Annotated in this window: 25 protein-coding genes and 1 tRNA gene; 22 read left to right on the top strand and 4 right to left on the bottom strand. The window is 65.0% G+C overall.

Annotated features, from left to right (window positions below; genetic code table 11):
• Nucleotides 1-52 precede the first annotated feature (52 nt).
• On the top strand, nt 53-1477 hold the full coding sequence (gene pyk / locus Q0X68_RS02025; RefSeq protein ID WP_297746815.1) for a pyruvate kinase: 1425 nt from the start codon (nt 53-55) through the stop codon (nt 1475-1477).
• Between the two features lie 68 nt (nt 1478-1545).
• On the opposite strand, the gene Q0X68_RS02020 is transcribed toward pyk, so the two are convergent.
• Nucleotides 1546-1628: transfer RNA gene (locus tag Q0X68_RS02020), tRNA-Leu, on the bottom strand.
• Nucleotides 1629-1741: 113 nt separating this feature from the next.
• Here Q0X68_RS02020 and Q0X68_RS02015 point away from each other — a divergent pair.
• Complete coding sequence (locus tag Q0X68_RS02015) at nt 1742-2332, top strand: ANTAR domain-containing response regulator (RefSeq protein ID WP_108869688.1); 591 nt, start codon at nt 1742-1744, stop codon at nt 2330-2332.
• 6 nt (nt 2333-2338) lie between these two features.
• On the opposite strand, the gene Q0X68_RS02010 is transcribed toward Q0X68_RS02015, so the two are convergent.
• Together Q0X68_RS02010 and Q0X68_RS02005 are read right to left on the bottom strand one after the other, a co-directional pair.
• Nucleotides 2339-2743, bottom strand: coding sequence for a PaaI family thioesterase (locus tag Q0X68_RS02010; RefSeq protein WP_297746812.1), 405 nt, complete (start codon nt 2741-2743; stop codon nt 2339-2341).
• 58 nt (nt 2744-2801) lie between these two features.
• Complete coding sequence (locus Q0X68_RS02005) at nt 2802-2936, bottom strand: hypothetical protein (RefSeq protein WP_297746809.1); 135 nt, start codon at nt 2934-2936, stop codon at nt 2802-2804.
• A gap of 324 nt (nt 2937-3260) precedes the next feature.
• On the opposite strand from Q0X68_RS02005, the gene Q0X68_RS02000 reads away from it, so the two are divergent.
• Genes Q0X68_RS02000 through Q0X68_RS01965 form a run of 8 tightly spaced genes read left to right on the top strand, consistent with a single transcriptional unit; the run spans nt 3261 to nt 9240 of the window.
• Entirely contained in the window at nt 3261-3881 is a 621-nt protein-coding gene (locus Q0X68_RS02000) for an NUDIX domain-containing protein (protein WP_297746806.1), read from the top strand.
• On the top strand, nt 3878-4789 hold the full coding sequence (gene xerD / locus Q0X68_RS01995) for a site-specific tyrosine recombinase XerD (protein ID WP_297746803.1): 912 nt from the start codon (nt 3878-3880) through the stop codon (nt 4787-4789). Before Q0X68_RS02000 ends, xerD begins: the two co-directional genes overlap by 4 nt.
• Before the next feature lie 41 nt (nt 4790-4830).
• Nucleotides 4831-5724: a ParA family protein gene (locus Q0X68_RS01990; protein WP_297746800.1), complete on the top strand. Its 894-nt coding sequence runs from the start codon at nt 4831-4833 to the stop codon at nt 5722-5724.
• Nucleotides 5717-6058, top strand: a complete 342-nt coding sequence (locus tag Q0X68_RS01985) for a hypothetical protein (protein ID WP_297746797.1) — start codon at nt 5717-5719, stop codon at nt 6056-6058. The genes Q0X68_RS01990 and Q0X68_RS01985 overlap by 8 nt, the downstream gene beginning before the upstream one ends.
• Complete coding sequence (locus Q0X68_RS01980) at nt 6051-6881, top strand: ScpA family protein (protein WP_297746793.1); 831 nt, start codon at nt 6051-6053, stop codon at nt 6879-6881. The genes Q0X68_RS01985 and Q0X68_RS01980 overlap by 8 nt, the downstream gene beginning before the upstream one ends.
• Nucleotides 6881-7447, top strand: a complete 567-nt coding sequence (gene scpB, locus Q0X68_RS01975) for an SMC-Scp complex subunit ScpB (protein ID WP_297746790.1) — start codon at nt 6881-6883, stop codon at nt 7445-7447. Before Q0X68_RS01980 ends, scpB begins: the two co-directional genes overlap by 1 nt.
• A complete protein-coding gene (locus Q0X68_RS01970; protein WP_297746788.1) occupies nt 7440-8174 on the top strand; it encodes a pseudouridine synthase in 735 nt (244 codons plus the stop codon). Before scpB ends, Q0X68_RS01970 begins: the two co-directional genes overlap by 8 nt.
• 22 nt (nt 8175-8196) lie before the next feature.
• A complete protein-coding gene (locus Q0X68_RS01965; protein ID WP_297746785.1) occupies nt 8197-9240 on the top strand; it encodes an FKBP-type peptidyl-prolyl cis-trans isomerase in 1044 nt (347 codons plus the stop codon).
• Here Q0X68_RS01965 and gluQRS read toward each other — a convergent pair.
• The gene (gene gluQRS / locus Q0X68_RS01960) at nt 9204-10082 is read right to left on the bottom strand and encodes a tRNA glutamyl-Q(34) synthetase GluQRS (RefSeq protein ID WP_297746783.1); all 879 of its coding nucleotides are present in this window, start codon (nt 10080-10082) and stop codon (nt 9204-9206) included. The genes Q0X68_RS01965 and gluQRS overlap by 37 nt on opposite strands.
• A gap of 99 nt (nt 10083-10181) precedes the next feature.
• Between gluQRS and Q0X68_RS01955 the strand changes: the two genes are divergently transcribed.
• The 12 genes from Q0X68_RS01955 (at nt 10182) to ilvC (ending at nt 21979) form a co-directional block, all read left to right on the top strand.
• Nucleotides 10182-11111: a YafY family protein gene (locus Q0X68_RS01955; protein ID WP_297746780.1), complete on the top strand. Its 930-nt coding sequence runs from the start codon at nt 10182-10184 to the stop codon at nt 11109-11111.
• Nucleotides 11104-12021 (top strand): YafY family protein, encoded by a 918-nt coding sequence (locus Q0X68_RS01950; protein WP_297746778.1) that lies wholly within the window; start codon nt 11104-11106, stop codon nt 12019-12021. The genes Q0X68_RS01955 and Q0X68_RS01950 overlap by 8 nt, the downstream gene beginning before the upstream one ends.
• A 5-nt stretch (nt 12022-12026) precedes the next feature.
• On the top strand, nt 12027-12236 hold the full coding sequence (locus tag Q0X68_RS01945; protein ID WP_297746775.1) for a hypothetical protein: 210 nt from the start codon (nt 12027-12029) through the stop codon (nt 12234-12236).
• A gap of 2 nt (nt 12237-12238) precedes the next feature.
• Complete coding sequence (gene tatA / locus Q0X68_RS01940; protein WP_297746772.1) at nt 12239-12478, top strand: twin-arginine translocase TatA/TatE family subunit; 240 nt, start codon at nt 12239-12241, stop codon at nt 12476-12478.
• An 84-nt stretch (nt 12479-12562) separates the two neighbouring features.
• On the top strand, nt 12563-13360 hold the full coding sequence (gene tatC / locus Q0X68_RS01935) for a twin-arginine translocase subunit TatC (protein WP_297746769.1): 798 nt from the start codon (nt 12563-12565) through the stop codon (nt 13358-13360).
• Nucleotides 13357-14268, top strand: a complete 912-nt coding sequence (locus Q0X68_RS01930; RefSeq protein ID WP_297746766.1) for a diacylglycerol kinase family protein — start codon at nt 13357-13359, stop codon at nt 14266-14268. The genes tatC and Q0X68_RS01930 overlap by 4 nt, the downstream gene beginning before the upstream one ends.
• Nucleotides 14265-16994 (top strand): RNA helicase, encoded by a 2730-nt coding sequence (locus Q0X68_RS01925; RefSeq protein WP_297746763.1) that lies wholly within the window; start codon nt 14265-14267, stop codon nt 16992-16994. Before Q0X68_RS01930 ends, Q0X68_RS01925 begins: the two co-directional genes overlap by 4 nt.
• A gap of 306 nt (nt 16995-17300) precedes the next feature.
• Entirely contained in the window at nt 17301-18062 is a 762-nt protein-coding gene (gene hisF / locus Q0X68_RS01920; protein WP_297746760.1) for an imidazole glycerol phosphate synthase subunit HisF, read from the top strand.
• Nucleotides 18063-18093: 31 nt separating this feature from the next.
• A complete protein-coding gene (locus Q0X68_RS01915) occupies nt 18094-18528 on the top strand; it encodes an HIT family protein (protein WP_297746757.1) in 435 nt (144 codons plus the stop codon).
• A 165-nt stretch (nt 18529-18693) separates the two neighbouring features.
• Entirely contained in the window at nt 18694-20436 is a 1743-nt protein-coding gene (locus Q0X68_RS01910) for an acetolactate synthase large subunit (protein WP_297746754.1), read from the top strand.
• Nucleotides 20433-20939, top strand: coding sequence for an acetolactate synthase small subunit (gene ilvN / locus Q0X68_RS01905; protein WP_108872248.1), 507 nt, complete (start codon nt 20433-20435; stop codon nt 20937-20939). The genes Q0X68_RS01910 and ilvN overlap by 4 nt, the downstream gene beginning before the upstream one ends.
• A gap of 14 nt (nt 20940-20953) precedes the next feature.
• A complete protein-coding gene (gene ilvC / locus Q0X68_RS01900; RefSeq protein WP_297746748.1) occupies nt 20954-21979 on the top strand; it encodes a ketol-acid reductoisomerase in 1026 nt (341 codons plus the stop codon).
• Nucleotides 21980-22031: the final 52 nt, after the last annotated feature.

The raw sequence follows: 22031 nt of genomic DNA, 5'->3' as shown, positions 1-22031 counted from the left end.
ACAACTCGATGTCCCCTCCGGTTCGCGCAAAGTCTCTAGTAGGCTTGGGTTCGTGCGTAGAGCAAAGATTGTATGTACCCTCGGCCCAGCAACTGAATCCGTCGATCGCCTTGTGGAGCTCATCCAGGCAGGCATGAACGTCGCCCGCTTGAACATGAGCCACGGCGACTACACCGAACACTTCACCCGCCTGCAAAACGTCCGGGAAGCGGCCCAAATCACCGGCCAGACCGTCGGCGTCTTTGCTGACCTGCAGGGTCCGAAGATTCGCCTTGGCAAGTTCGAGAGCGACGAACCGTATCCGCTCGCAAACGGCGACCAGTTCACCATCACCACCGACGACATCGTCGGCACCAAGGAACGGGTCTCCACCACCTACAAGGGGCTGCCTGGTGATGTGAAGCCAGGAGACTCACTCCTCATCGACGACGGCAAGGTCGGCTTGCGCGTCAAGGAAGTAAACGGCAACGACATCGTCACCGAAGTGACTGTCGAAGGCCCGGTGTCCAATAACAAGGGCATCAACGTTCCCGGCGCGGCAGTCTCCGTGCCAGCGCTGTCCGAGAAGGATGAGAACGACCTGCGCTGGGCGCTCCAGCACGGCGTTGACATGATCGCCTTGTCCTTCGTGCGTTCCGGCGACGACATCAAGCGCGTGCACGACATCATGGACGAGGAAGGTCGCCGCACCCCGGTGATCGCGAAGCTCGAGAAGCCTCAGGCCATCGATAACCTGCCTGCCATCATCGATTCCTTCGACGCGTTCATGGTTGCTCGTGGCGACCTGGGCGTCGAGCTTCCGCTTGAGGATGTCCCGCTGGTGCAGAAGCGGATCATCCGCGCTGCACGCAAGTGGGCGAAGCCGGTGATCGTCGCCACCCAGATGCTCGACTCCATGATCTCCAACCCCCGCCCGACGCGTGCGGAGGCTTCCGACGTCGCCAATGCCATCCTCGACGGCGCCGACGCGGTGATGCTCTCCGGCGAGACCTCCGTCGGTGACTACCCGGTGCTCACCGTCGCTACCATGGCTCGCATTGTCGAGACCACGGAGAAGGAGGGCCACGAGGAGATCCACCACATCGACTGGGACCCGCACACCACGGGCGGCATCCTGGCCAAGGCAGCCGCGGAGGTTGCGGAGCGCCTCAATGCCCGCTACCTCGTCGCCTTCACGAAGTCGGGCGACACCGGACGCCGTCTGTCGCGTCTGCGTTCTCCCATTCCGATGCTCGTGTTCTCGCCGGAAGAGGCCACCCGTCAGCAAATGACCCTCTCGTGGGGTGTCGACACGGTCGTGACTCCGCACTTCGAGGCGCAGGAGGAGATGGTCGAGTCGCTCGACAACTACCTGCGCAGCCACGGCATGATCGAGGTGGGCGAACGCGTGGTGATTCTCTCCGGCCTGCCGATGGGCGTGGTGGGTAAGACCAACAACCTGCGCGTCCACCGCATCAAGGAGCTAGGCGAGCACTGACAGCTGTAATGCGAAACGGTGGGTGGTCACGCGAGATTGCACGCGGCCACCCACCGTTTCGTGTGAAGTACCCGGCAGGGGATTCGAACCCCTACGGCCTTGCGGCCACTCGATTTTGAGTCGAGCGCGTCTACCATTCCGCCACCCGGGCTAGCAAGGGAACATTGTGCCATACCGAGGGTAGTTCATGCGATCCGAGCAGACTTTGGCGGATCGCAGTACGATATCTCAGAACCGCCATTGCGGAGCAAGTGAGGAAGCTGAATGACTGAAGCGAAGAAGAAGCCAACTGTGCTGGTGGCTGAGGACGAGGCGCTGATTCGCCTTGATCTGGTGGAACTCCTAACTGAGGAGGGGTACGAGGTCACCGGTCAGGCCAGCGATGGCGAGGAAGCTATTGAGTTGGCGCGTGAGTTGCAGCCTGACCTCATCATCATGGACGTGAAGATGCCGAAACTCGACGGCATCTCTGCCGCCGAAACCATCGCAGAGGAGCGCATTGCCCCCATTGTGATGTTGACGGCCTTCAGCCAGCGCGACCTCGTCGAACGAGCCCGCGACGCGGGTGCGATGGCGTACGTGGTGAAGCCCTTCGACGCATCCGACGTGGTCCCTGCCATCGAGCTCGCGCTGGGGCGGTTCCAGGAGATTAAGGCCATCGAAGACGAGCTGGCGTCGCTGGAAGAGCGTTTCGAGTCTCGCAAGATCATCGACCAGGCGAAGGGCATCCTGCAGCAAGACCTCGGCCTCACTGAACCAGAAGCGTTCCGCTGGATTCAGAAGACTGCCATGGATCTGCGTAAGTCGATGCGTGATGTCGCAGAAGGCGTCATCAACCACAACAAGCGTAAGTAGCAGCTCTCATCGAGGTTCGACCAGCTGGCAGGTGAGTTGACCAATTGCGGTCATCCGCCCGGCGTCATCTCGAACCTCCGCTCGGTATACGGCGACGGTGCGTCCAAGACGGACGGCCGTCGCCGTCGCTGTCACTGCGCCTGCCGTCACGGCCTCCAAGTGCGTGACGTGAAGATCGACGCCCACCGCTACCCTCCCCATCGTCCGGGCGTGCGCGATGGCCGCGATCGACGCGGCAGACTCGACCAGAGCGCCGGTGGCGCCGCCATGCAGCAGGCCCAGGGGTTGCTGGTTCCCCTCCACCGGCATACGCGCGACCGCCCGGTCGGGTGCGAGTTCGAGCAGCGTGATGCCGAGCTTGGCATCCAACGGGCTCACGAGTTCCTCGGCCCATTCGGGAATGTTCGACATGGAGTAACCTTGCCACAGCGCATCGATAGGTGTGGGAGCACGGCTCGCACTGCGAACGTCAGCGCATCATGCGGGCGGTGACCGCGTCGGTATTGCCTTCGGAGAAGATCTCGATCACGGTGTCACGTGAGAGCTCCTGGAGTTTGCGTCCGGCCTGGAACGTCGCTGCCACGTACTCGCGCACGTGGAGCATGTCACGATGACCTGGTCGGGGAGGATGAGGGCGAGCCCGACGCCCTCCCACGCAATCAGTGGCACGTCGAGGTGCTGTGCTGAGCGGATTTCGGCACCCATGCTGGCCGCGATGTGCACGAATTCCGACGGAGTGTGCGGCGCCCGCGTGCGGTGCCCAGCGCATGCCTCGTGCACGAGCAGCCCAGCGTCACTGGAGGCGCGGTGATCGCCTGCTCGAGGGTGCTGAGTTCGATGTCGGATTCCTTGATGCGTTGAATCTAGCTTTCTCAGGGTTCGTTTCGGCTAGCTACGATGGATTCTCGAGGCGAATGATGGGAGCAACGTGATCGAAGATCGACGTCAACAGTGGCCGGTGCAGTCGCGCGAGGTGCTCGCCGAGGGGCGGGTGATGAGCTTCGTCGAAGAGGTCATCGATACCCCATCAGGGGGCACGATGGTGCGCCAATTCACCACCCATCCGGGCGCGGTTGCCATCGTCGCGTGGGATGAGGAACGCGACGAGATTGCGGTGCTCAGACAGTATCGCCATCCCGTCGGCATGGAGCTCGTCGAGATTCCCGCCGGCCTGCTCGACGTACCTGGTGAACCATGGCACGAAGCCGCCGCACGTGAGCTGGCAGAGGAAGCCCAGCTACAGGCGGCGAGATGGGATGTGCTCATCGACATCGTCACGACGCCGGGTGGCTGCCAGGAATCGTTGCGCATCTTCCTGGCTCGCCAACTATCTCCTGCCGCACGCCCCGCAGGGTTCGTCCTCGAGGGAGAGGAGCTAGAGATGTCGGTGGGGCGCGCGCCCAGAGCTGAGCTCGTCGAGGCGGCCTTCGCGGGCCGATGCCAATCGCCGACGCTGGTGGCAGGCATCTTGGCGTTGGAGACAGCCCGACTGTCCGGGCGCATCGACGAGCTGCGCGGCATCGACGCACCCTGGGCGATTCGCGAATGACGTCCCTGCAGGCTGCCGTCGAGGATTTCCTCGGGCACATCCGTGTGGAGCGCGGATTGTCGACGAACACCGTCGCCGCCTACCGTCGCGACCTCACCAACTACGTCGACTTCCTCCGCCGCCGAGGTATCGACGACGTGGGGGAAGTGACTCCCACCGATGTCTCCGAGTTCGTGCGGGAGCGTTCCCAGGCGGTGGCGAAGTCCTCCGTCGCGCGCGGGTTGGTGAGCGTGCGGAACTTCCACGCTTTCGCGCAAGCCGAGGGCACGACGCGCGACAACCCCGCGAAGGAGATCTCGCCGCCGAAGCTCGAGTCGCGCCTGCCGAAGGCGCTCACCGTCGACGAGGTCACGCGGCTACTCTCTGCTCCCGACACCACGGAACCCATCGGCGTGAGAGACGCCGCCTTGTTGGAGTTGCTCTATTCGACGGGCGCCCGCGTGAGCGAGGTCTGTCACCTCGACATCGACGACGTGGCGCCCGTGCTGCGCGATCCCGATCTGGGGCTGCGCCTGGTCGGGAAGGGCAACAAAGAACGCATCGTGCCGCTCGGCAGTTTCGCACGGAAGGCGCTCGACGCATACCTCGTACGCTCGCGCCCGGGTCTCGCGCAGAAGGCAACGAACGCAGACCATGCCTTGTTCCTGAACCAGCGTGGCCGACGGCTGAGCCGGCAGAGCGCTTGGGCGGTGATGCAGAATGCTGCGCAGAAGGCGGGATTGACCGCGGAGGTATCCCCGCACTCGCTGCGCCATTCGTTCGCCACGCATCTCCTCGTTGGTGGAGCCGACCTGCGCGTGGTGCAGGAGCTGCTGGGGCACTCGTCGGTGGCCACGACGCAGATGTACACGCTCGTCACGGTTGACCAACTCCGCGAGGTACACACCGCTGCGCACCCACGCGCGTAGAGCGAGTACGCTCGGTTCGTAAACGAGTAAGATGTCGACAAATGCACGCCCGGAAGGAGAACGCCTTGGCTGAGGATTCGTTGTTCGACGGGGAGATCGGCCCGACGGGTCGACCCCTGCCCGATTTTCCCGAGCCTGAGCCGGTGGGCGACGGTCCGAAGCGTGCAACCATCATCGCCCTCACCAACCAGAAGGGCGGCGTAGGGAAGACCACCACGACGATCAACCTGGGCGCGTGTCTCGTCGAGATGGGGCGCAAGGTGCTCTTGGTTGACTTCGACCCGCAGGGCTCGCTGTCCGTCGGGCTCGGCATCAACCCGCACACGCTCGAGCGCTCCGTGTACAACCTGCTGCTGAGTCGCGAGTTCTCGCCTGAGGAAGTCATCACCGAAACCTCCACGCCGGGGCTCGACATTCTCCCCGCCAACATTGATCTCTCGGCGGCCGAAGTGCAGTTGGTGAGCGAAGTCGCCCGCGAGCAGACGCTCCAGCGAGTGCTGAACAAGCTGCGTACCCAGTACGACTACATCCTCATCGACTGCGCACCGAGCCTCGGGCTGCTGACCATCAACGCGCTCACCGCGAGCGATTGGGTCATCATGCCACTGGAGCTCGAGTTTTTCGCGCTGCGCGGCATCGCGTTGCTCACCGACACCATTGAGAAGGTGCAGGACCGCCTCAACCCGGACCTCAAGGTACTCGGCCTGCTCGGCACCATGTACGACTCACGCACGCTCCACGCGCGCGAGGTGCTGGAGCGCATCGTCGAAGCCTTTGGTGACAAGGTATTCCACACCGTCATTAAGCGCACCGTGCGCTTCCCCGAAACCACCGTCGCCGGCGAACCCATCACCTCATACGCGTCGTCGTCGCCGGGTGCCCAGGCGTACCGTCAGCTTGCCCGCGAGGTGCTGCTGAGAGTGCAGCATGGCTAAGCGTGCATCGCTGCCGGGTGCCTCGGAGCTGTTTCGACCGACCGACGCTGCTCCTGAGGCGCCGAGCGCCCCGGAACCTGCAGCCCCCGAACGGCGCGACGAACGCCCGGGGTGGCCCACGCCGTCGGGGAGAGTGAAGCACGACCACAAAATCACGGTGTACTTCTCCGAGCAGGAGTTGCTCGCCCTCGAGGACGCCAACCTCGAGCTACGCCGCCAGCACAGCATCCGCGTGGACCGCGGGCGCCTCGTGCGAGCCGCGGTGGCGCTGGCGCTCCGCGACATGTACGAGGACGGAGCCGACTCCGCGCTCGTTCAAGAGCTCCGTGGCTAAGCGTCGCTCGCATGCGAAGCCACCCGAACACCATGAGCAGGTGGCCGGGTTCAGCGTTCACCTGACGAACTTCGAGGGCCCCTTCGACCTGCTGCTGCAGCTCATCGCCAGGCGCGAGATGGACGTCACCGAGGTGGCGTTGAGTAAGGTCACCGACGAGTTCATCGCCCACGTGCGAGAAGGTGACTGGGACTTGGAACTCACCAGCTCGTTTCTTGTCGTGGCAGCCACGCTGCTCGACCTCAAATGCGCCCGCCTATTGCCGGGGGCAGAAGCTGAAGATCCGGAGGACATCGCCGCGCTCGAAGCCCGCGACCTGCTGTTCTCCAGACTCCTGCAATACCGCGCGTTCAAGCAGCTTGCCGCCTGGATCGACGAGACGATCGACGGCGCCAGCCGCCGCCACTACCGCCCTGGCGGCTTGGAGGAGCGCTTCGTCGCCGTCCTGCCGGAGGTGGAGCTCCACGTCACACCCGAGGAGATCGCGCAGCTCGCCGCAATGTCGATGGTGCCCAAGGAAGTACCGACGGTTACCCTCACCCATCTGCACCAAGCGACGGTGAGCCTCACCGAGCAGGTGCAGCTCGTCGGGGCGCGATTGCGTCGCGAGGGCACAGCCACGTTCCGTTCCCTGGTGGAAGGCGAAGACCGGCTCGTTACCGTCGTCAGGTTCTTGGCCATCCTGGAGCTGTTTCGCCACCAGCAGGTCGCGTTCGAGCAGCTCAACCCTCTCGGCGAGCTCAGCATCCGGTGGACGGCGGGCGATGAGGCAGCCGTCGACGTGGCAGACGAATACGAAGCACAACCTGAACTGGAGGACTAGTGAGCCTTTCTCGTGCGCTCGAGGCGCTGCTGCTCATGGCTACGGAGTCGATGTCGGCCGACGCGTTGGCCTCCGCAGTGGACGCTCCGACGAGCGACGTCGAGACTCAACTCGACGACATCGCCCGGTTCTACGAGGAGCATGACCGCGGCATCCGGCTGGTGCAAGTGGCGGGTGGCTACCGGTTCGCGACGGTCGAGGACGTGGCGGACATCATCGAGGCCTGGCTTGTGTCCAACCAGCGTGCGAAGCTCAGCCAAGCGGCACTGGAGACGCTCGCGGTGGTGGCGTACCTGCAACCTGTCTCTAGGGGACGCATCGCCGGAGTGCGCGGGGTGAACGTCGATGGTGTGGTGAAGACGCTCGTGCTGCGCGGGCTGATCTGCGAGGCGGGAGAAGATCCGGACACGGGGGCCGTGACGTTCGCCACCACACCGCTGTTCCTCGAAAAATTGGGTCTCAATAGCCTTGACGAGCTGCCAGACTTGGCGCCGTGGCTCCCCGACGCCGTAGCCTTGGAGGCTGAACTGGGTGCGGTTGCCCAGGAAGGGAAGATCGATGAGTGAAACCGAAGGCGTGCGTCTGCAGAAGGTGCTCGCTGCCGCCGGCCTCGCATCGAGGCGTGCAAGCGAGGAGATGATCGTCGAGGGGCGTGTGGAGGTGAACGGCGCCATCATCACCGAGCTCGGCACCCGCGTCGACCCGGAACGCGACACCATCCGCGTCGACGGCTCGCGCATCCCGTCGCCGCGCAACCACGTCTACCTGGTGCTCAACAAGCCCCGCGGCGTGGTGTCGACGATGGAAGACCCGGAAGGTCGCACCACGCTGGCAGATTACATCCCGCCACGCACCAGCCGCTTATTCCACGTCGGGCGCCTGGACACGCAGACCGAGGGCCTGATCGTGCTCACCAACGACGGTGAGTTCGCGCACCGTCTGGCTCACCCGAGCTACGAGGTGAAGAAAACCTACGTGGCCGAGGTTGCTGGAATCGTCGATAACAAGGTGATTCGCCGCCTGGAGAAGGGTATTCGTCTCGACGACGGGCCGGTGAAGCCCGACCAGGTGAAGCTGCTGTCGAACACCGAGTCGAAGTCGCTGGTGCGCATCACCCTGCACGAGGGCCGCAACCACATCGTGCGACGCATGATGGAGGCCGTCGGGCACCCCGTCGATAGGCTCTCCCGCATTGGCATTGGCCCTATCAGGCTCGGCCGGCTGCCCGTGGGGGAGACCCGCGAGTTGACCCGCGACGAGCTGGGCAAGCTGCTCGACATCGTGGGTTTGTGAGGATCGGGGTACCATCGTGCGCGTGTCAATATCGAAGGTTTTCTCCATCGCACTGGCTGCGGTGACGTCCATTGCCCTGCTCACCTCGTGCTCTCCGTCGGAGGGCACCGACACGGAGACGACTCTGCCGAGCGCGTCGGCGTCTGCGTCGGCTACGGCCCAGGAGTCGAGTTCCCCGTCGGCGTCGCCGTCGACATCCGAGTCTGCCTCAGCGGAGCCGAGCGTCAGTGTGCAGCCATCCACTGATCTGGAGGGCATCACTGTGACCGACGGTGACACGCCTGAGATCAAGTTCACGGCGCCGTGGGCCATTAAGGAAACCACGACGAAGGTGCTCAAGCCCTCGGATGGCAAGCAGAAGCTCACGCAGGATTCGGTGGTCACCGTCAACTACGTCGGTGTGAACGGGTCGACGGGCAAGGTCTTCGACTCGTCGTACGAGTCCGGCTCTCCGCTCACCTTCGCGCTCGGCCAGGTGATGCCGGGCTTTAGGAAGGGGCTCGACGGGCAGACCGTCGGCTCGCGTGTGCTCATCGGCATGCCCAGCTCCGACGGGTACCCCGAGGGCAACGCGGATGGCTCGATCAAGCCGGGCGACTCGCTACTATTCGTCGTCGACATCGTCTCGGCCAACTTCGAGGAGGCCATCGGCGAGGAGCAGCCTCCCGTCGAGGGGATGCCTCCGGTGAGCGTTGATGCGAAAGGTGTGCCCACCGCGAAGGTCGACACCAATGCACAAGCACCGGGCGAGCTCAAGAAGGCCACGCTCATCAAGGGCTCCGGCACCGAGGTCACCGCGAAGAGCATCGTGCAGGTGAAGTACCGCTCCTGGAAGTGGGCCGACGGCAAGGAATTTGAGGACGCGTGGGCTCCCCAGACGGGCCACCTCTCAGGGCTCATCGAGGGCTGGAAGAAGGGCCTCGTCGGCGCCACCGCGGGCTCTCGGGTGCTGCTGGTAGTACCGCCCGCGCTGGCCTACCCCGAGGGCCGCACGACGGCGCCCGCCCTCGAACCGGGCCAGACTCTCGTCTACGTGATCGATATTCTCGACGTCCAGAACTCGTAGTCAGCAGGCATTCGGGTGAGGGCTTCTGCGGCATCGCCGCAGGGGCCGAGCCCGAGCGACTGCGCGAGCCACGGGAACACCACCCCCGGCCCGCCCGCCTCGTCGAGCGTGACACCTCCATTGCGCTTGGCGAGGCGCCCTCCGTCGGTGCCCATCACGAGGCTGACGTGCGTGTAGCTCGCGGGCTCACCGCCCAGTTGAGCGGTGAGCCACGCTTGGCGTGGAGCCGATGACAGCAGGTCGTCGCCGCGAGTGATGTGCGTCACTCCGGTGGCGATGTCGTCGACGACAACCGCCAAGTTGTACGCGAACTGCCCATCGCCGCGGACCAGCACGAAGTCGTCGACGGTGGCCTCCACGTCGCCTGCGAAGCGGTCGTGCACCCGGTAGGTGGCGCCGTCGGCCCTGACTCTGAGCGCTGGGCGGCGCTCAGCTCGTCGCTTCTCGCGCTCGCGGTCGGTGAGGTGCAGGCACGTGCCCGGGTAGGGACGGAACCCGTCGTCGCCGTGTGGCGCTGAGGCGGCCGCGGCGAGCTCGCGACGCGTGCAGAAGCACTCGAACACGCGATCACCGAGTGAGGCGACGGCGTCGCGATAGAGGTCGTGGCGCTCGGATTGCCGGATCACCTCGCCGTCCCAGTCGAGTCCGAGCCGACGCAGGTCGTCCAAGTTGCGGCGCTCCGCGTCTCCGGCGGCGCGCACGCGGGCCTCGTCGAGGTCCTCCACGCGCATCAACCACCGGCCACCCGCCGCGCGAGCGAGCAGCCATCCGGCGAGCGCCGTGCGGAGGTTGCCGAGGTGCAGGTCGGAGGTGGGGGAAGGGGCGTAGCGATCCACATGCATTGCATCACCGTAGCCGCCCGGTTGGGCCGCGACGGCGATGGGTGCAGGTAGGCTTCTGCAAGGAATCACCGTCGCCCAAGCAACGGAAGGAGGGGCGCGATGTCGGCCGCGAAGTCGGAGCGCATTTTGAATTTGCTCATCGCGCTGCTGACGACGAAACGCTTCCTCTCGAAAGCGGAGATCCGCGAGATGGTCGAAGGCTACGCCCGCACCGCGAGTTTCGAGCGCACCTTCGAGCGCGACAAGGCGGAGCTGCGCGCACTCGGCATTCCGCTGCGCACCGGCAGCAACGACCCCGACTCAACGGACGAAGATGGGTACCGCATCGACCGCCTCGAGTTCGAACTTCCCGACGTGGAGTTCACCCGCGACGAGCTGGTGGCCATCGGACTTGCTGCGCACGCCTGGCAGACCTCCGTCGGGGCAGAAGCCACATCGACGGCGATCCAGCGGCTGCGCGCAGCAGGGGCCGCGCCCGATCTCGACCGACTGCCGAACGTACGCGCGCACATTCCCGCGACAGAACCTTCGTTCGATGTCATCTACGAAGCGCAGCTGGCGAGGCGCTGCGTCGAATTTGAGTACGGCGGGTGGACGCGTCGGGTGCAACCATGGCAGCTCTCGCAGCGACGCGGCCTGTGGCTGGTGCTGGGCTTCGACATCGACCGGCAGGCGCCAAGACGGTTCAAGCTCTCCCGGATCGACGGTGTGGCCCGCGCGGTGGGGCCAGACGGCGCCTTCCGCATGCCAGACGACCTCACCGAATACCTTGCGCCAACATCCGCGCAGGCCAGCGCCGTGATCGCGGTGCGAGACGCTCCGGAGCTGCTCGCGGATTCCTCGCCAGCCACCTGGCCAGATCCGTTGCCTCAAGGTTTCATCGCCCGCGAGGTGCGGGGCTTCAATGACGACATGATTATCACGGAAATCTGCGCGGCCGGCCCCGACGCGTTCGTGCTCGCGCCTGACCACCTGCGTGAGGCCGTCGTCGAACGGCTCACGGCCCTTGCCGGAGGCACGCATGACTGAGCTGCAACGCCTCGTGCACCTGGTGCCGTACCTCAACGCCCACCCGGGGGTGACCGTCGCAGAGGTGGCCGACGAGTTCGGCATCACCCAGCAGCGGGTGCTCGCCGATCTCTCGATTCTGCAGTTCGTCGGGCTACCCGGCGGCTTCTATGGCGACCTGTTCGAGGTAGATCTGGGCGGTGCGCGGGAAGATGGACACATTTTCGCCACCAACCTCGACGCACTCGGTCGCCCCATGCGCCTCACCGGAGCGCAGGCCGCGAGCCTCATCGTCGCGCTGCGCATGGTGTTGGAACTGGGAGGCGACGACGCGGGCGCCAGGTCGGCGCTCACGAAGCTCGAAGCCCTGTCGAAAGATGCGCCCGCGAGCGTCGAGATCGACGTCGACGCCGGCGACGAACACGTCCGGACAACGCTGCACGAGGCCGTCTCGACGGGGGTGGCCTGCTGGCTCAGCTACCGCAGGGAAGGCCGGGGCGAGGTGCGCGAGGCCATCGTGGAGCCGACGCGGCTGCGCACCGACCGCGGCTACGCCTACCTCGACGCGTGGAGCCGCACGCGTGAGGCGTGGCGTTCCTACCGCCTGGACCGCATCGTCGAGGTGGAGCTGCTCGATGAGCACATCACCCCGCGCGAGGTGCCCGATGAGCTCGCCACCTGGTTCAGCGACGCGCATACCGAGCTGACCATCACGGTTACGCAGGCGGGTAGGTGGTGTGCCGACTACCACCCGACAACCGCGTGCGAGCAGGTGGGTGAGCTGTGGCGCATCACATTCCCGCTCGTTTCACTCGACTGGGCTGCCCGACTGCTGCTGCGGCTGGGAAGCGCTGTCGTGGAAGTGTCCGACGAACGCGTCACTCGTTTGGCGCGGGAGATGGCACGCGAGGCGCTGGGGTACTACCGTTGACTGCCATGATCTGGTCTGCGCTGGTCCTCGCGATGATAGGTGTCGCCGGGCTGATTGTGCTTGTCACCTACGCGTCACGGTTGAAGCTGAAGCTGAGTTGCTTCGGCAGCGAAGCCCGGTTGCTGGCCGAGCGAGTAACCAGGCTGCAAGACATCCTCGAAGAGGCGGCCTTGCCCAAACGGGATTACACTGTCCCAAGTAACGAAAGGCGGTAACCATGCCCATTCCACTGTTTATCGGCTGGCCCGAAGCCATCATCATCTTGATCGTGGTGCTCGTGCTCTTCGGAGGCTCGCGCCTCGCGGGTGTCGGTAAGGGTGTCGGACGCTCGATCCGCGAGTTCAAGGAAGAGGTCACCACGGACGACGACCAGAAGTCGGTGGATGCGCCGAAGTACACGCCGACGCACACCGACGCGCAGACCGTGGACGAGCCTGTCGAGCGCCCCGAGCAGTAAAGACTGGCCTTGTCATCTGACACAGCGTCGAAGCCGAGCCGCTTCGCGTGGCTACGGCCTCCCAAGGGTGGCCCCGGAGGAACCATGTCGCTCATGGATCACCTCCGGGAGCTGCGCTATCGCCTGACCGTCTCCGTCATCGCCATTGCGATCGGGGCGATTGCGTGTGGCTTCGTCTATGAGCGCCTCGTGCCGTTCGTGACGAATCCCTTCAACCAGGCCAAACAATGGGTGGAGGAGAACACGAACGGCACGGCGGAGATTGTGCTCACCGCGCAAAACGTGGTGTCGCCGTTCACGCTCGCCGTGGTGGCATGTCTGCTCGCTGGGTTGGTGTTCACGAGCCCCATCTGGCTCTACCAAATCTGGGCCTTCTTCGCCCCGGCGCTGCTGAAGAAAGAGAAGAAATACGTCCTCACGTTCGTCGCGGCGGCGACCCCGCTCTTCCTCTTGGGCTGTTGGCTGGGGTACATCGTCTGGCCGCGCGGCGTCGCAATCATGGTGGGGTTCACCCCGCAGGGCTTCGACATTAAGAACCTGCTCGACATGGTGGATTTCCTGCAGAAGCAGGTCATGATCATGCTCGTGTTCGGGGTCTCGTTCATGCTGCCGGTGCTCCTGGTGATGCTGAACCTCGGCGGCGTGGTGCACGGCTTCCAGCTCGGCAAGTACCGCAAGATGGTGGTGCTGGGCTCCACCATTTTCGCGGCGGTGGTGACTCCCACCGTCGATCCCTTCTCTATGCTCTCGCTCGTCATTCCTATGACACTGCTGTTCTTCGTCGCAGAGCTCATCTGCCGCATCATCGATAAACGCAGAGGCATCACCGAGGAGTCGTACGCAGAGTTCAACCCCGACGTCGACGCCCCCGAAACGCAGTGAACGAACTCGCCAAGCCACAGCTCGTCACGCTCGTCGTCAACCCCCGCTCCGGTGGTGGCCGCGCCGGGCGGAAACTGCCGAAGATCATCGAGCGACTTCGCGCCACGCTGCCGTCGGCGGAAGTGCTCGTCATCACGTCGACGAGTTGGGTCGACGCCGAAGCCCGCATCAGCGCCGCCGCAGCGAGCGCGCGAGAGGGCGACACCGTCGCGGTGGTGGGCGGCGACGGTATGGCCCACCTCGGCCTGAACGGCTGCGCTCACACTGACGCGACGCTCGCGATCATTCCGGCAGGCACGGGCAACGACTTCGCGCGAGCCCTCGGCATAACGAACATCGAGGTTGCGCTCGCGGCCATCGCGGCAGGTCGCACTAAGCACATCGACCTCACCAAGGTGCGCAGCGAGAGCGTGGGGGAGCGCTACGTTGGGGCTGCGGTCAGCTCCGGTTACGACGCGCGCGTCAACCGCGCGACGAACGACACCCGGTTGCGTTTCGGGTCGCTCAGCTACGGTGTGATCGCGATGCGTGAGCTCATGGGGTTCACGCCGCTGGAGTATCGGCTGGTGATCGACGGCCAGCCGCGCCACTTCGAAGGCATGTTCGTCGCGGTGTGCAACACCGGCATCATCGGCGGCGGCATGCGCATGAGCCCCGTCGCCGACCCCACCGACGGGTACCTGGACCTCACGCTCGTCGGCCAGGTGGGGCGCGGCACGCTGCTGCGGATGCTGCCCAGCATGTACTCCGGGAAATTCGTGGATCATCCCGCAGTGGAATTGGTGCGGGCGAAGCGGGTGGATATCGACGGTGACGGCGTCTTTTTGATGGGTGACGGGGAGGAGCTCGGCGACGTCCCAGCTGTGCTTGAGTGCGACTCTGGGGCGCTGCAGGTGGTCGTCGCATGAACCTCATCAACGAATTCGCGCAAGGCTACTCGTTTCCGCTCGACGACTACCAGATCGAGGGCTGCAAGGCGCTCGCCGACGCCAAGGGCGTGCTCGTGGCCGCGCCCACCGGCGCGGGCAAGACGGTGGTGGGGGAGTTCGCCGTCTTCATGGCGGTCGAGGAATCCCGGAAATGTTTCTACACCACGCCGATCAAAGCGCTGTCGAATCAGAAGTACCACGATCTCGTGGCGCGGTACGGCCCCGAGCGCGTCGGCCTGCTGACGGGCGACCAGTCGGTGAATTCCGAGGCACAGATCGTGGTGATGACCACCGAGGTGCTGCGCAACATGATCTACGCCGCGTCGCCGACGCTGCGCGACCTCGGCTACGTCGTGATGGACGAGGTGCACTACCTCGCCGACCGCTTCCGTGGCGCCGTGTGGGAAGAAGTGATTCTCGGCCTGGCGGACTCTGTGCAGCTCGTGGCGCTCTCCGCGACGGTGAGCAACGTCGAAGATTTCGGCGCGTGGCTCGACGAGGTGCGCGGCGGGTTCGCCACCGTCGTGAGCGAACGTCGGCCCGTGCCGCTGTACCAACACATGCTGGTGGGGCGAAAGCTGGTCGATTTGTTCGACGGTGTCGCGCCCACCGCGCAGGAGGCGCCGTCGCAGCGGGCGGCGAAGGTGAACCGCGAGTTGCTCAAGGTGAGCAAGAACGAGTCGATGCGGGTGCGCGACGACGCGCGCAATCCGCGTGGGCGCAGCGGGCGCGGTAAGCCACGTCGGGGGCAGTTCGGCGGCGAGGCGCATCGTCGGTTCTCTACGCCGCGCACGAACCGGGTGGATGTGGCTCGTGCGCTCCAGTCCGCGAAACTGCTGCCCGCGATCCACTTCATCTTCTCGAGGGCCGGTTGCGACGGCGCTGTCCAGCAGGTGCTGCGCTCCGGCGTGGTGCTGACCGAGCCGCACGAAGCGGCCATGCTCGGGGCTATCGCCGACAAGCATGCTGCCGCGCTGTCGATGACGGATCTCGACGCGCTCGGCTACGAGGATTTCCGCCTGGCGCTCACCAACGGGGTGGCCGCCCATCATGCTGGCCAGATTCCAGCGTTCAAGGCAATCGTCGAAGAGGGCTTTCAGAGCGGTGCGCTCAAGATCGTGTTTGCGACGGAGACCCTCGCGCTGGGCATCAACATGCCGGCGCGCACCGTCGTGCTGGAGAAGCTGTCGAAGTACAACGGCGAGGCGCACGTCGATATCACGGCGGGGGAGTACACCCAGCTGACGGGGCGCGCGGGCAGGCGCGGCATTGACACGGAGGGGCACGCCGTCGTGTGCTGGCAGCCGGGCATGGACCCGCGCGCGGTGGCGGGGCTCGCGTCGAAGCGTACGTATCCGTTGAAGTCGAGCTTCGCGCCCAGCTACAACATGGCGGTGAACCTCATTGCGACGATGGGGCGCGAGCGGGCGCGGGAGATGTTGGACCAGTCGTTCTCGCAGTTCCTCACCGACAAGACTGTGGTGCAGGCGGCGCGTCAGGACCGGCGTCGGAAACTCGACCTCACCGAGCTGCAGGAGACCGTGGAGTGCCATCTGGGTGACTTCATGGAGTACGCGCAGTTGCGCGACGACGTGTCGCGGCTTGAGGCCAGTTCGGCGAAGCATCGTCGGGCGGAGCGGCAGGCGCAGACGGCCGATTCGATTGCGAGCCTGCTGCCGGGCGATGTGATTTGGGTGCCCAAGCAGGGCTGGAGCGTGGCGCTTCGCACTGGGAGGAAGCCGGCCAAGGGCGCGCAACCGTGGGTGCAGACGATCTCCGCAGACCACACAGTGTTGAAGCTCGAACCGCATAATTTCGCGGGGCCAGTGAGCGCGCATGGGCGCATCCGGGTGCCGAAGCGTTTCCGCTTGAAGGAGCGCTCGGATAGGCGGGCGCTGATCGCGGCGCTTGCGGCGAAGACCGACGAGCTCGAGCCACCCGATGTGGAGGACGTGCCCACCGATGAGTCGCACGCTGCGGAGATTCAGCGGTTGCGCAAGGCGATCCGGGTGCATCCGTGCCATGCGTGTGAAGACCGCGAGATTCACGCTGTTGCTGCGGCGAAGATTCTGCGCTTGGAGCGGGAGTCGCAACGGGTGGAGGCGTCGGTGTTGGGGCGCGCGAATTCGCTCGGTGTGCAGTTTGATCACGTCTGCGATGTGCTCACGGAGTTGGGATACCTCGACGGTGAGGAGCTCACCGAGGCTGGGCAGATGTTGCGACGCATCTACAACGAGCTCGACCTCGTCGCGGCGGAGGCGATTCGTCGCGGGATTCTGAATGAGCTTGACCCGGCGCAGCTCGCTGCCGTGCTGAGTTCGCTGGTGTACGAATCGCGCCCTGGCCGCGACGCGGAGCACCCCCGCATGCCCGACGCGGCCAGCGAGCGCACCCAGAGCGAGCTTCGGAATCTGTGGCGTGAGGTGGGCATCATCGAGCGGCGCCACCGTCGCGATCGTGCTCGCGACCTCGACATTGGTTTCGCGTCTGCGGTGTGGCGCTGGGCGAGCGGCCAGGAACTGGCGAAGGTGCTGCGCAACTCGTCGCTCGCGCCGGGCGACTTCGTGCGCTGGGTGCGCCAGGTGATTGACCTCTGCGGCCAGGTGGCTCAGGCCGCCGGCCCCGGCGACCTCCGCCGCACCGCCCGCCTTGCGATCGACCAGATGCGCCGCGGCGTCATCGCCGCCGAGATGGGCGACGACTGACTGCCGTTTCAACCGGTGATTGAGTAGCCCGCGTAGCGGGCGTATCGAAATCACCCACCTTGAACTTCAAAATCCGTACGCAGATTGATCTAACACCCCTAAATCAGGCCCTTCATCGCATCTGCGTACGGATTATGAAGTTTTTTCGCGCGGCACGCCCCGATACGGCCCTTCGGGCCTACTCGACGGTCGGGTGTTGGCCGCCCCCCGGTGATTGAGTAGCCCGCGTAGCGGGCGTATCGAAATCCCGTCTCGCAATGACGACAGCCACACCACCTTATCGGCGGGGGCGCTACGTTATTCCCCATGGGTGTTTCCGTGCGCGTGATTCCTTGCCTCGACGTTGATGGCGGGCGTGTAGTCAAAGGTGTGAACTTCATGAACCTGCGGGACGCGGGTGACCCCGTCGAACTCGCTGCCAAGTACAACGACGAGGGCGCCGACGAACTCATTTTCCTCGACGTCTCAGCCTCCTCCGAGGGGCGCAGCACCACCCGCGATGTCGTGCAGCGCTGCGCGGAGAACGTCTTCATCCCGCTGGGTGTCGGCGGTGGCGTTAGGTCCGTGGACGACGTCGACCAGCTCTTGCGCTGCGGAGCCGACAAGGTGAGTATCAATACCGGCGCGCTCGCCCGCCCCACCGTCATCGACGAGATCCGAGAGCGGTTCGGCCGGCAGGTGCTCATCCTCTCGCTCGACGCCCGACGAGATCCCCCCATGCCGTCGGGATTCGGCGTCACCACCCACGGTGGCACCAAATCTGCCGGCATCGACCTGCTCACCTGGGCGCGCGACGCGGCCCGTCGCGGCGTTGGAGAGATCCTGCTCAACTCGATGGACGCCGATGGCACGAAAGACGGCTTCGACATCGAGATGATCAAGGCGGTGCGCGACGTCGTCACCTGCCCCATCATCGCCTCCGGCGGCGCTGGCACCGTCGAGCATTTCGTCGACGCAGCCCGTGCCGGAGCCGACGCCGTGCTCGCCGCAAGCGTGTTCCACTTTGGCACCTTGCGCATCACTGACGTCAAGGAAGGCTTGCGTTCGGCAGGCTTCGAAGTTCGCTGATCGCCTCTCCGCCCGGCGATAGGATGGCAGCATGGATTGCCTGTTTTGCAAAATCATCGCCGGCGAGATTCCGTCGAAGCTCGTCCACGCCGACGAGCACGCCGTCGCCTTCCTTGACATCGCGCCTTGGCAGGTGGGGCACACGCTGGTGGTGCCCCGTCGCCACAGCACCGACGTGCTTGAAGACGACGCCGTGCTCGCCGAGATCGCCCCGACGGTGGCTCGTGTCGGCGCGCTGTTGAAGCAGCGCCTCGGCGCGACGGCGGTCAATGTGCTGGCCAACGCGGGCGCCGACGCCGGCCAGGAGGTCTTCCACACCCACATCCACGTCATTCCGCGCTACGCGGATAACCCCGGAGTCCCCGCCATGCGCGGCGAGGTGACAGAATCCGTCGACGACACCCACCGCCGCATCGTTGATGGCGCTGACAGCGGCGAACTCGTCGGCAAATGGTCCACATCCTGAGACATGGTTGACGATGATGATGGTCATGCGCGAGAGTTGCCGCATGACCACTCGTCACCTCGTAATTATCTAGCAGCGCTTCGCCCGAAACGATCGAAGCGCTCCCTCGTGTGCCACCTGGCCTCGGGGGTTTTTTATTAGGTGACACAAGCAGAAGGGAATCCCATGGCTAAGCAGGACGGTGAACTGCTCACGGGTGCGCAGGCACTTGTCGAGTCGCTGGAGCGCGTGGGCGTACAGGTAGCGTTCGGCATTCCTGGGGGAGCCATTCTTCCCGCCTATGACCCGCTCATGGATTCCTCAATCCGCCACATCCTCACCCGGCACGAACAGGGTGCTGGGCACGCTGCGGAGGGCTACGCCATGACCTCAGGTGAGGTGGGCGTGTGTATCGCGACGTCGGGGCCGGGCGCGACGAACCTCGTCACTCCCATCGCCAACGCCTACATGGATTCGACGCCGCTCGTCGCGATCACGGGGCAGGTGAACTCGGCCGCAATTGGCACCGACGCCTTCCAGGAGGCCGACATCCACGGCATCACGATGCCGATCACCAAGCACAGCTTCCTCGTGAAGCGCACGGAAGACATCCCGCTGGCCATTCAGGAGGCGTTCCACATCGCGAGCACGGGACGCAAGGGGCCGGTGCTCGTCGACATTGCCAAGGACGCGCTCGCGAACACCGCGGAATTCCGCTGGCCAGAAGAAATGGACCTGCCGGGCTACAAACCGACGGTCACCCCGCACGGTCGTCAGATCCGAGCAGCAGCAAGGCTGATCTCCGCGTCCAAGCGCCCGGTGCTCTACGTCGGAGGCGGAGTTATGGCCGCCAAAGCCTACGACGAGCTGGCTCAGCTCGCTGAGATGACTAACATTCCGGTGGTCACGACGCTGATGGCTCGCGGCGTGTTCCCGGACAGCCACGATCTCCACATGGGTATGCCGGGCATGCACGGCACCGTCGCAGCGGTGGGGGCGCTCCAGAAGGCCGACCTCCTCGTCGCGCTCGGCACCCGGTTCGACGACCGCGTCACCGGGCTCGTGTCCAGTTTCGCACCGGGGGCGAAGGTCATCCACGCGGATATCGATCCGGCGGAGATTGGCAAGAACGTTCCCGTCGACGTGCCCATCGTCGGCGACGTGAAACTCACCCTGCAAAGCCTGATCGAGCAGCTGCGCACCCAGAAGGCCCCGGACACCTCCGCGTGGGTGGCGCTTCTGCGCGGGATGAAGGAGCGCTACCAGCCTCGCTGGGATGAGCCCGCCGACGGCAAACTCTCCCCGCAGGAAGTGATTCAGCGGCTTGGGCAGCGCGCACCGGACGACACGATTTTTGTCACGGGCGTGGGGCAGCACCAGATGTGGTCCGCGCACTTCCTGCCGCACGAGAGGCCTCACTCCTTCCTGAACTCCGGCGGCGCGGGCACGATGGGCTTCTGCGTTCCCGCCGCGATGGGTGCGAAGGTGGCCAACCCCGACCGCACAGTCTGGGGCATCGACGGTGACGGGTGCTTCCAGATGACCAACCAGGAGCTCGTCACCTGCGCGGTGAACCAGATTCCGGTGAAGATCGCCGTCATCAATAACAACGTGCTGGGCATGGTGCGGCAGTGGCAGAGCTTGTTCTACGAGGGCCGCTACTCGAACACCGACCTCCTCACCGAGAACTGGCCCAACTTCCCGATGCTGGCCGAAGCGATGGGCTGCGCCGCGTTTCGTGCCACCAACGAGGAAGAGATGGAGGACGCGATCAGCAAGGCGATGGAGATCAACGATCGCCCCGTCGTCGTCGAATTCGTCGTCGAGAAGGACGCCATGGTGTGGCCAATGGTGCCTGCCGGCGTCAGCAATGATGAAATCAAAGTGGCGCGTGACATGGCGCCCGAATGGGAAGAAGAGATCCTGTGAACACGCACACGCTCAGCATCCTGGTGTCAGACCGCCCGGGCGTCCTGACGCGCATCGCCGCGCTGTTTTCCCGTCGGGGGTTCAATATCGAGTCTCTCGCCGTCGGCGAGACCGAGCGCGAAGGGATTTCGCGCATGACGGTCGTCGCGAATGTCGACGACGAGGCCGCGCTCGAGCAGATCGTGAAGCAGCTCAACAAGCTGATTGAGGTGCGTAAAGTGCTCGAACTCGAATCCAACGCCGTGCGCAGGCAGATGATCTTGGTGAAGGTGAAGGCCGACGTGACGAGCCGCAGCCAGATTATCGACGTCGTGGGCCTCTTCCGCGGCAAGGCTGTGGACGTGTCCAACGACTCCATCACGATCGAGGCCACGGGCAGCACAGACAAACTTGAGGCGCTGCTCAATATGCTGGCACCGCACGGCATTCAAGAGCTTGCCCAATCCGGCCATGTCGCGCTGGGGCGCGGCGCGAAGGCCATGTCCATCAAGTCCCACAAATAAGTTAGGAAACACACATGGCAGAGATGTTTTACGACGACGACGCTGACCTTTCGGTGATCCAGGGCCGCCACGTGGCCGTCATCGGCTACGGTTCGCAGGGTCACGCTCACGCGCTCAGCTTGCGCGACTCGGGCGTGGACGTGCGTGTCGGTCTGCGTGAGGGCTCCAAGTCTGCGGCGAAGGCAGAAGCCGAGGGACTCCGGGTGCTCCCCGTCTCGGAGGCCGTTGAGGAAGCGGATCTCATCATGGTGCTCGCTCCCGACCAGGTGCAGCGCACCCTCTACGCGGAAGAGATCGCCCCGCACCTCGCGGAGGGCGACGCGCTGTTCTTCGCGCACGGCTTCAACATCCGCTACGACTACATTCAGCCCCCGGCCGGTGTGGACGTGTGCATGGTGGCGCCGAAGGGCCCGGGCCACATCGTGCGTCGTGAGTACGTAGATGGGCGCGGTGTTCCGGCCATCATCGCTGTTGAGAAGGATGAGTCGGGGAACGCTTGGCCGCTCGCGCTTGCGTACGCGAAGGCCATCGGTGCTCTCCGCGCTGGCGGCATCAAGACCACCTTTACTGAGGAGACCGAGACGGACCTCTTCGGCGAGCAGGCTGTGCTGTGCGGCGGCGCGTCGGCGCTGGTGCAGGCCGGGTTCGAGACGCTCGTCGAGGCTGGATACCAGCCCGAGATCGCCTACTTCGAGTGCCTCCACGAGCTCAAGATGATCGTCGACCTCATGATCGAGGGTGGCATCACCAAGCAGCGCTGGTCGATCTCTGACACAGCGGAGTACGGCGACTACGTCTCCGGCCCGCGCGTCATCGACGATCACGTGCGTGAGAACATGAAGGCCGTGCTGGCGGACATCCAGTCGGGCGCGTTTGCGAAGCGCTTCATCGACGACCAGGACGCCGGCGCCCCTGAGTTCAAGAAGCTTCGCGAGGAGGGCCAGGGCCAGCAGATTGAGTCCGTAGGCCGCGAGCTGCGCAAGCTCTACTCCTGGTCGAAGGTCTCCGACGATTACAGCGAAGGCGAAGCCGGCCGCTAAGTGTCGTCGAGAGCCGTGACCGGCTCCCAATTAACCCGATATCCACACGCGT

It is taken from the genome of uncultured Tessaracoccus sp., from assembly GCF_947286155.1.
In the GTDB taxonomy this organism is placed as follows: Bacteria; Actinomycetota; Actinomycetes; order Propionibacteriales; family Propionibacteriaceae; genus Arachnia.
Note: the sequence above shows the minus strand (reverse complement) of the source record. Positions and strands in the feature narration are given on the sequence as shown.

Bases quoted from the DNA above. Each gene is read 5' to 3' on its own strand.
- Q0X68_RS02015 (WP_108869688.1), top strand. From the start codon at position 1,742: ATGACTGAAGCGAAGAAGAAGCCAACTGTGCTGGTGGCTGAGGACGAG.
- Q0X68_RS02010 (WP_297746812.1), bottom strand. From the start codon at position 2,743: ATGTCGAACATTCCCGAATGGGCCGAGGAACTCGTGAGCCCGTTGGAT.
- Q0X68_RS02005 (WP_297746809.1), bottom strand. From the start codon at position 2,936: ATGCTCCACGTGCGCGAGTACGTGGCAGCGACGTTCCAGGCCGGACGC.
- xerD (WP_297746803.1), top strand. From the start codon at position 3,878: ATGACGTCCCTGCAGGCTGCCGTCGAGGATTTCCTCGGGCACATCCGT.
- Q0X68_RS01990 (WP_297746800.1), top strand. From the start codon at position 4,831: ATGCACGCCCGGAAGGAGAACGCCTTGGCTGAGGATTCGTTGTTCGAC.
- Q0X68_RS01985 (WP_297746797.1), top strand. From the start codon at position 5,717: ATGGCTAAGCGTGCATCGCTGCCGGGTGCCTCGGAGCTGTTTCGACCG.
- Q0X68_RS01970 (WP_297746788.1), top strand. From the start codon at position 7,440: ATGAGTGAAACCGAAGGCGTGCGTCTGCAGAAGGTGCTCGCTGCCGCC.
- gluQRS (WP_297746783.1), bottom strand. From the start codon at position 10,082: ATGCATGTGGATCGCTACGCCCCTTCCCCCACCTCCGACCTGCACCTC.
- Q0X68_RS01955 (WP_297746780.1), top strand. From the start codon at position 10,182: ATGTCGGCCGCGAAGTCGGAGCGCATTTTGAATTTGCTCATCGCGCTG.
- Q0X68_RS01950 (WP_297746778.1), top strand. From the start codon at position 11,104: ATGACTGAGCTGCAACGCCTCGTGCACCTGGTGCCGTACCTCAACGCC.
- Q0X68_RS01945 (WP_297746775.1), top strand. From the start codon at position 12,027: ATGATCTGGTCTGCGCTGGTCCTCGCGATGATAGGTGTCGCCGGGCTG.
- tatA (WP_297746772.1), top strand. From the start codon at position 12,239: ATGCCCATTCCACTGTTTATCGGCTGGCCCGAAGCCATCATCATCTTG.
- tatC (WP_297746769.1), top strand. From the start codon at position 12,563: ATGTCGCTCATGGATCACCTCCGGGAGCTGCGCTATCGCCTGACCGTC.
- Q0X68_RS01925 (WP_297746763.1), top strand. From the start codon at position 14,265: ATGAACCTCATCAACGAATTCGCGCAAGGCTACTCGTTTCCGCTCGAC.
- hisF (WP_297746760.1), top strand. From the start codon at position 17,301: ATGGGTGTTTCCGTGCGCGTGATTCCTTGCCTCGACGTTGATGGCGGG.
- Q0X68_RS01915 (WP_297746757.1), top strand. From the start codon at position 18,094: ATGGATTGCCTGTTTTGCAAAATCATCGCCGGCGAGATTCCGTCGAAG.
- Q0X68_RS01910 (WP_297746754.1), top strand. From the start codon at position 18,694: ATGGCTAAGCAGGACGGTGAACTGCTCACGGGTGCGCAGGCACTTGTC.
- ilvC (WP_297746748.1), top strand. From the start codon at position 20,954: ATGGCAGAGATGTTTTACGACGACGACGCTGACCTTTCGGTGATCCAG.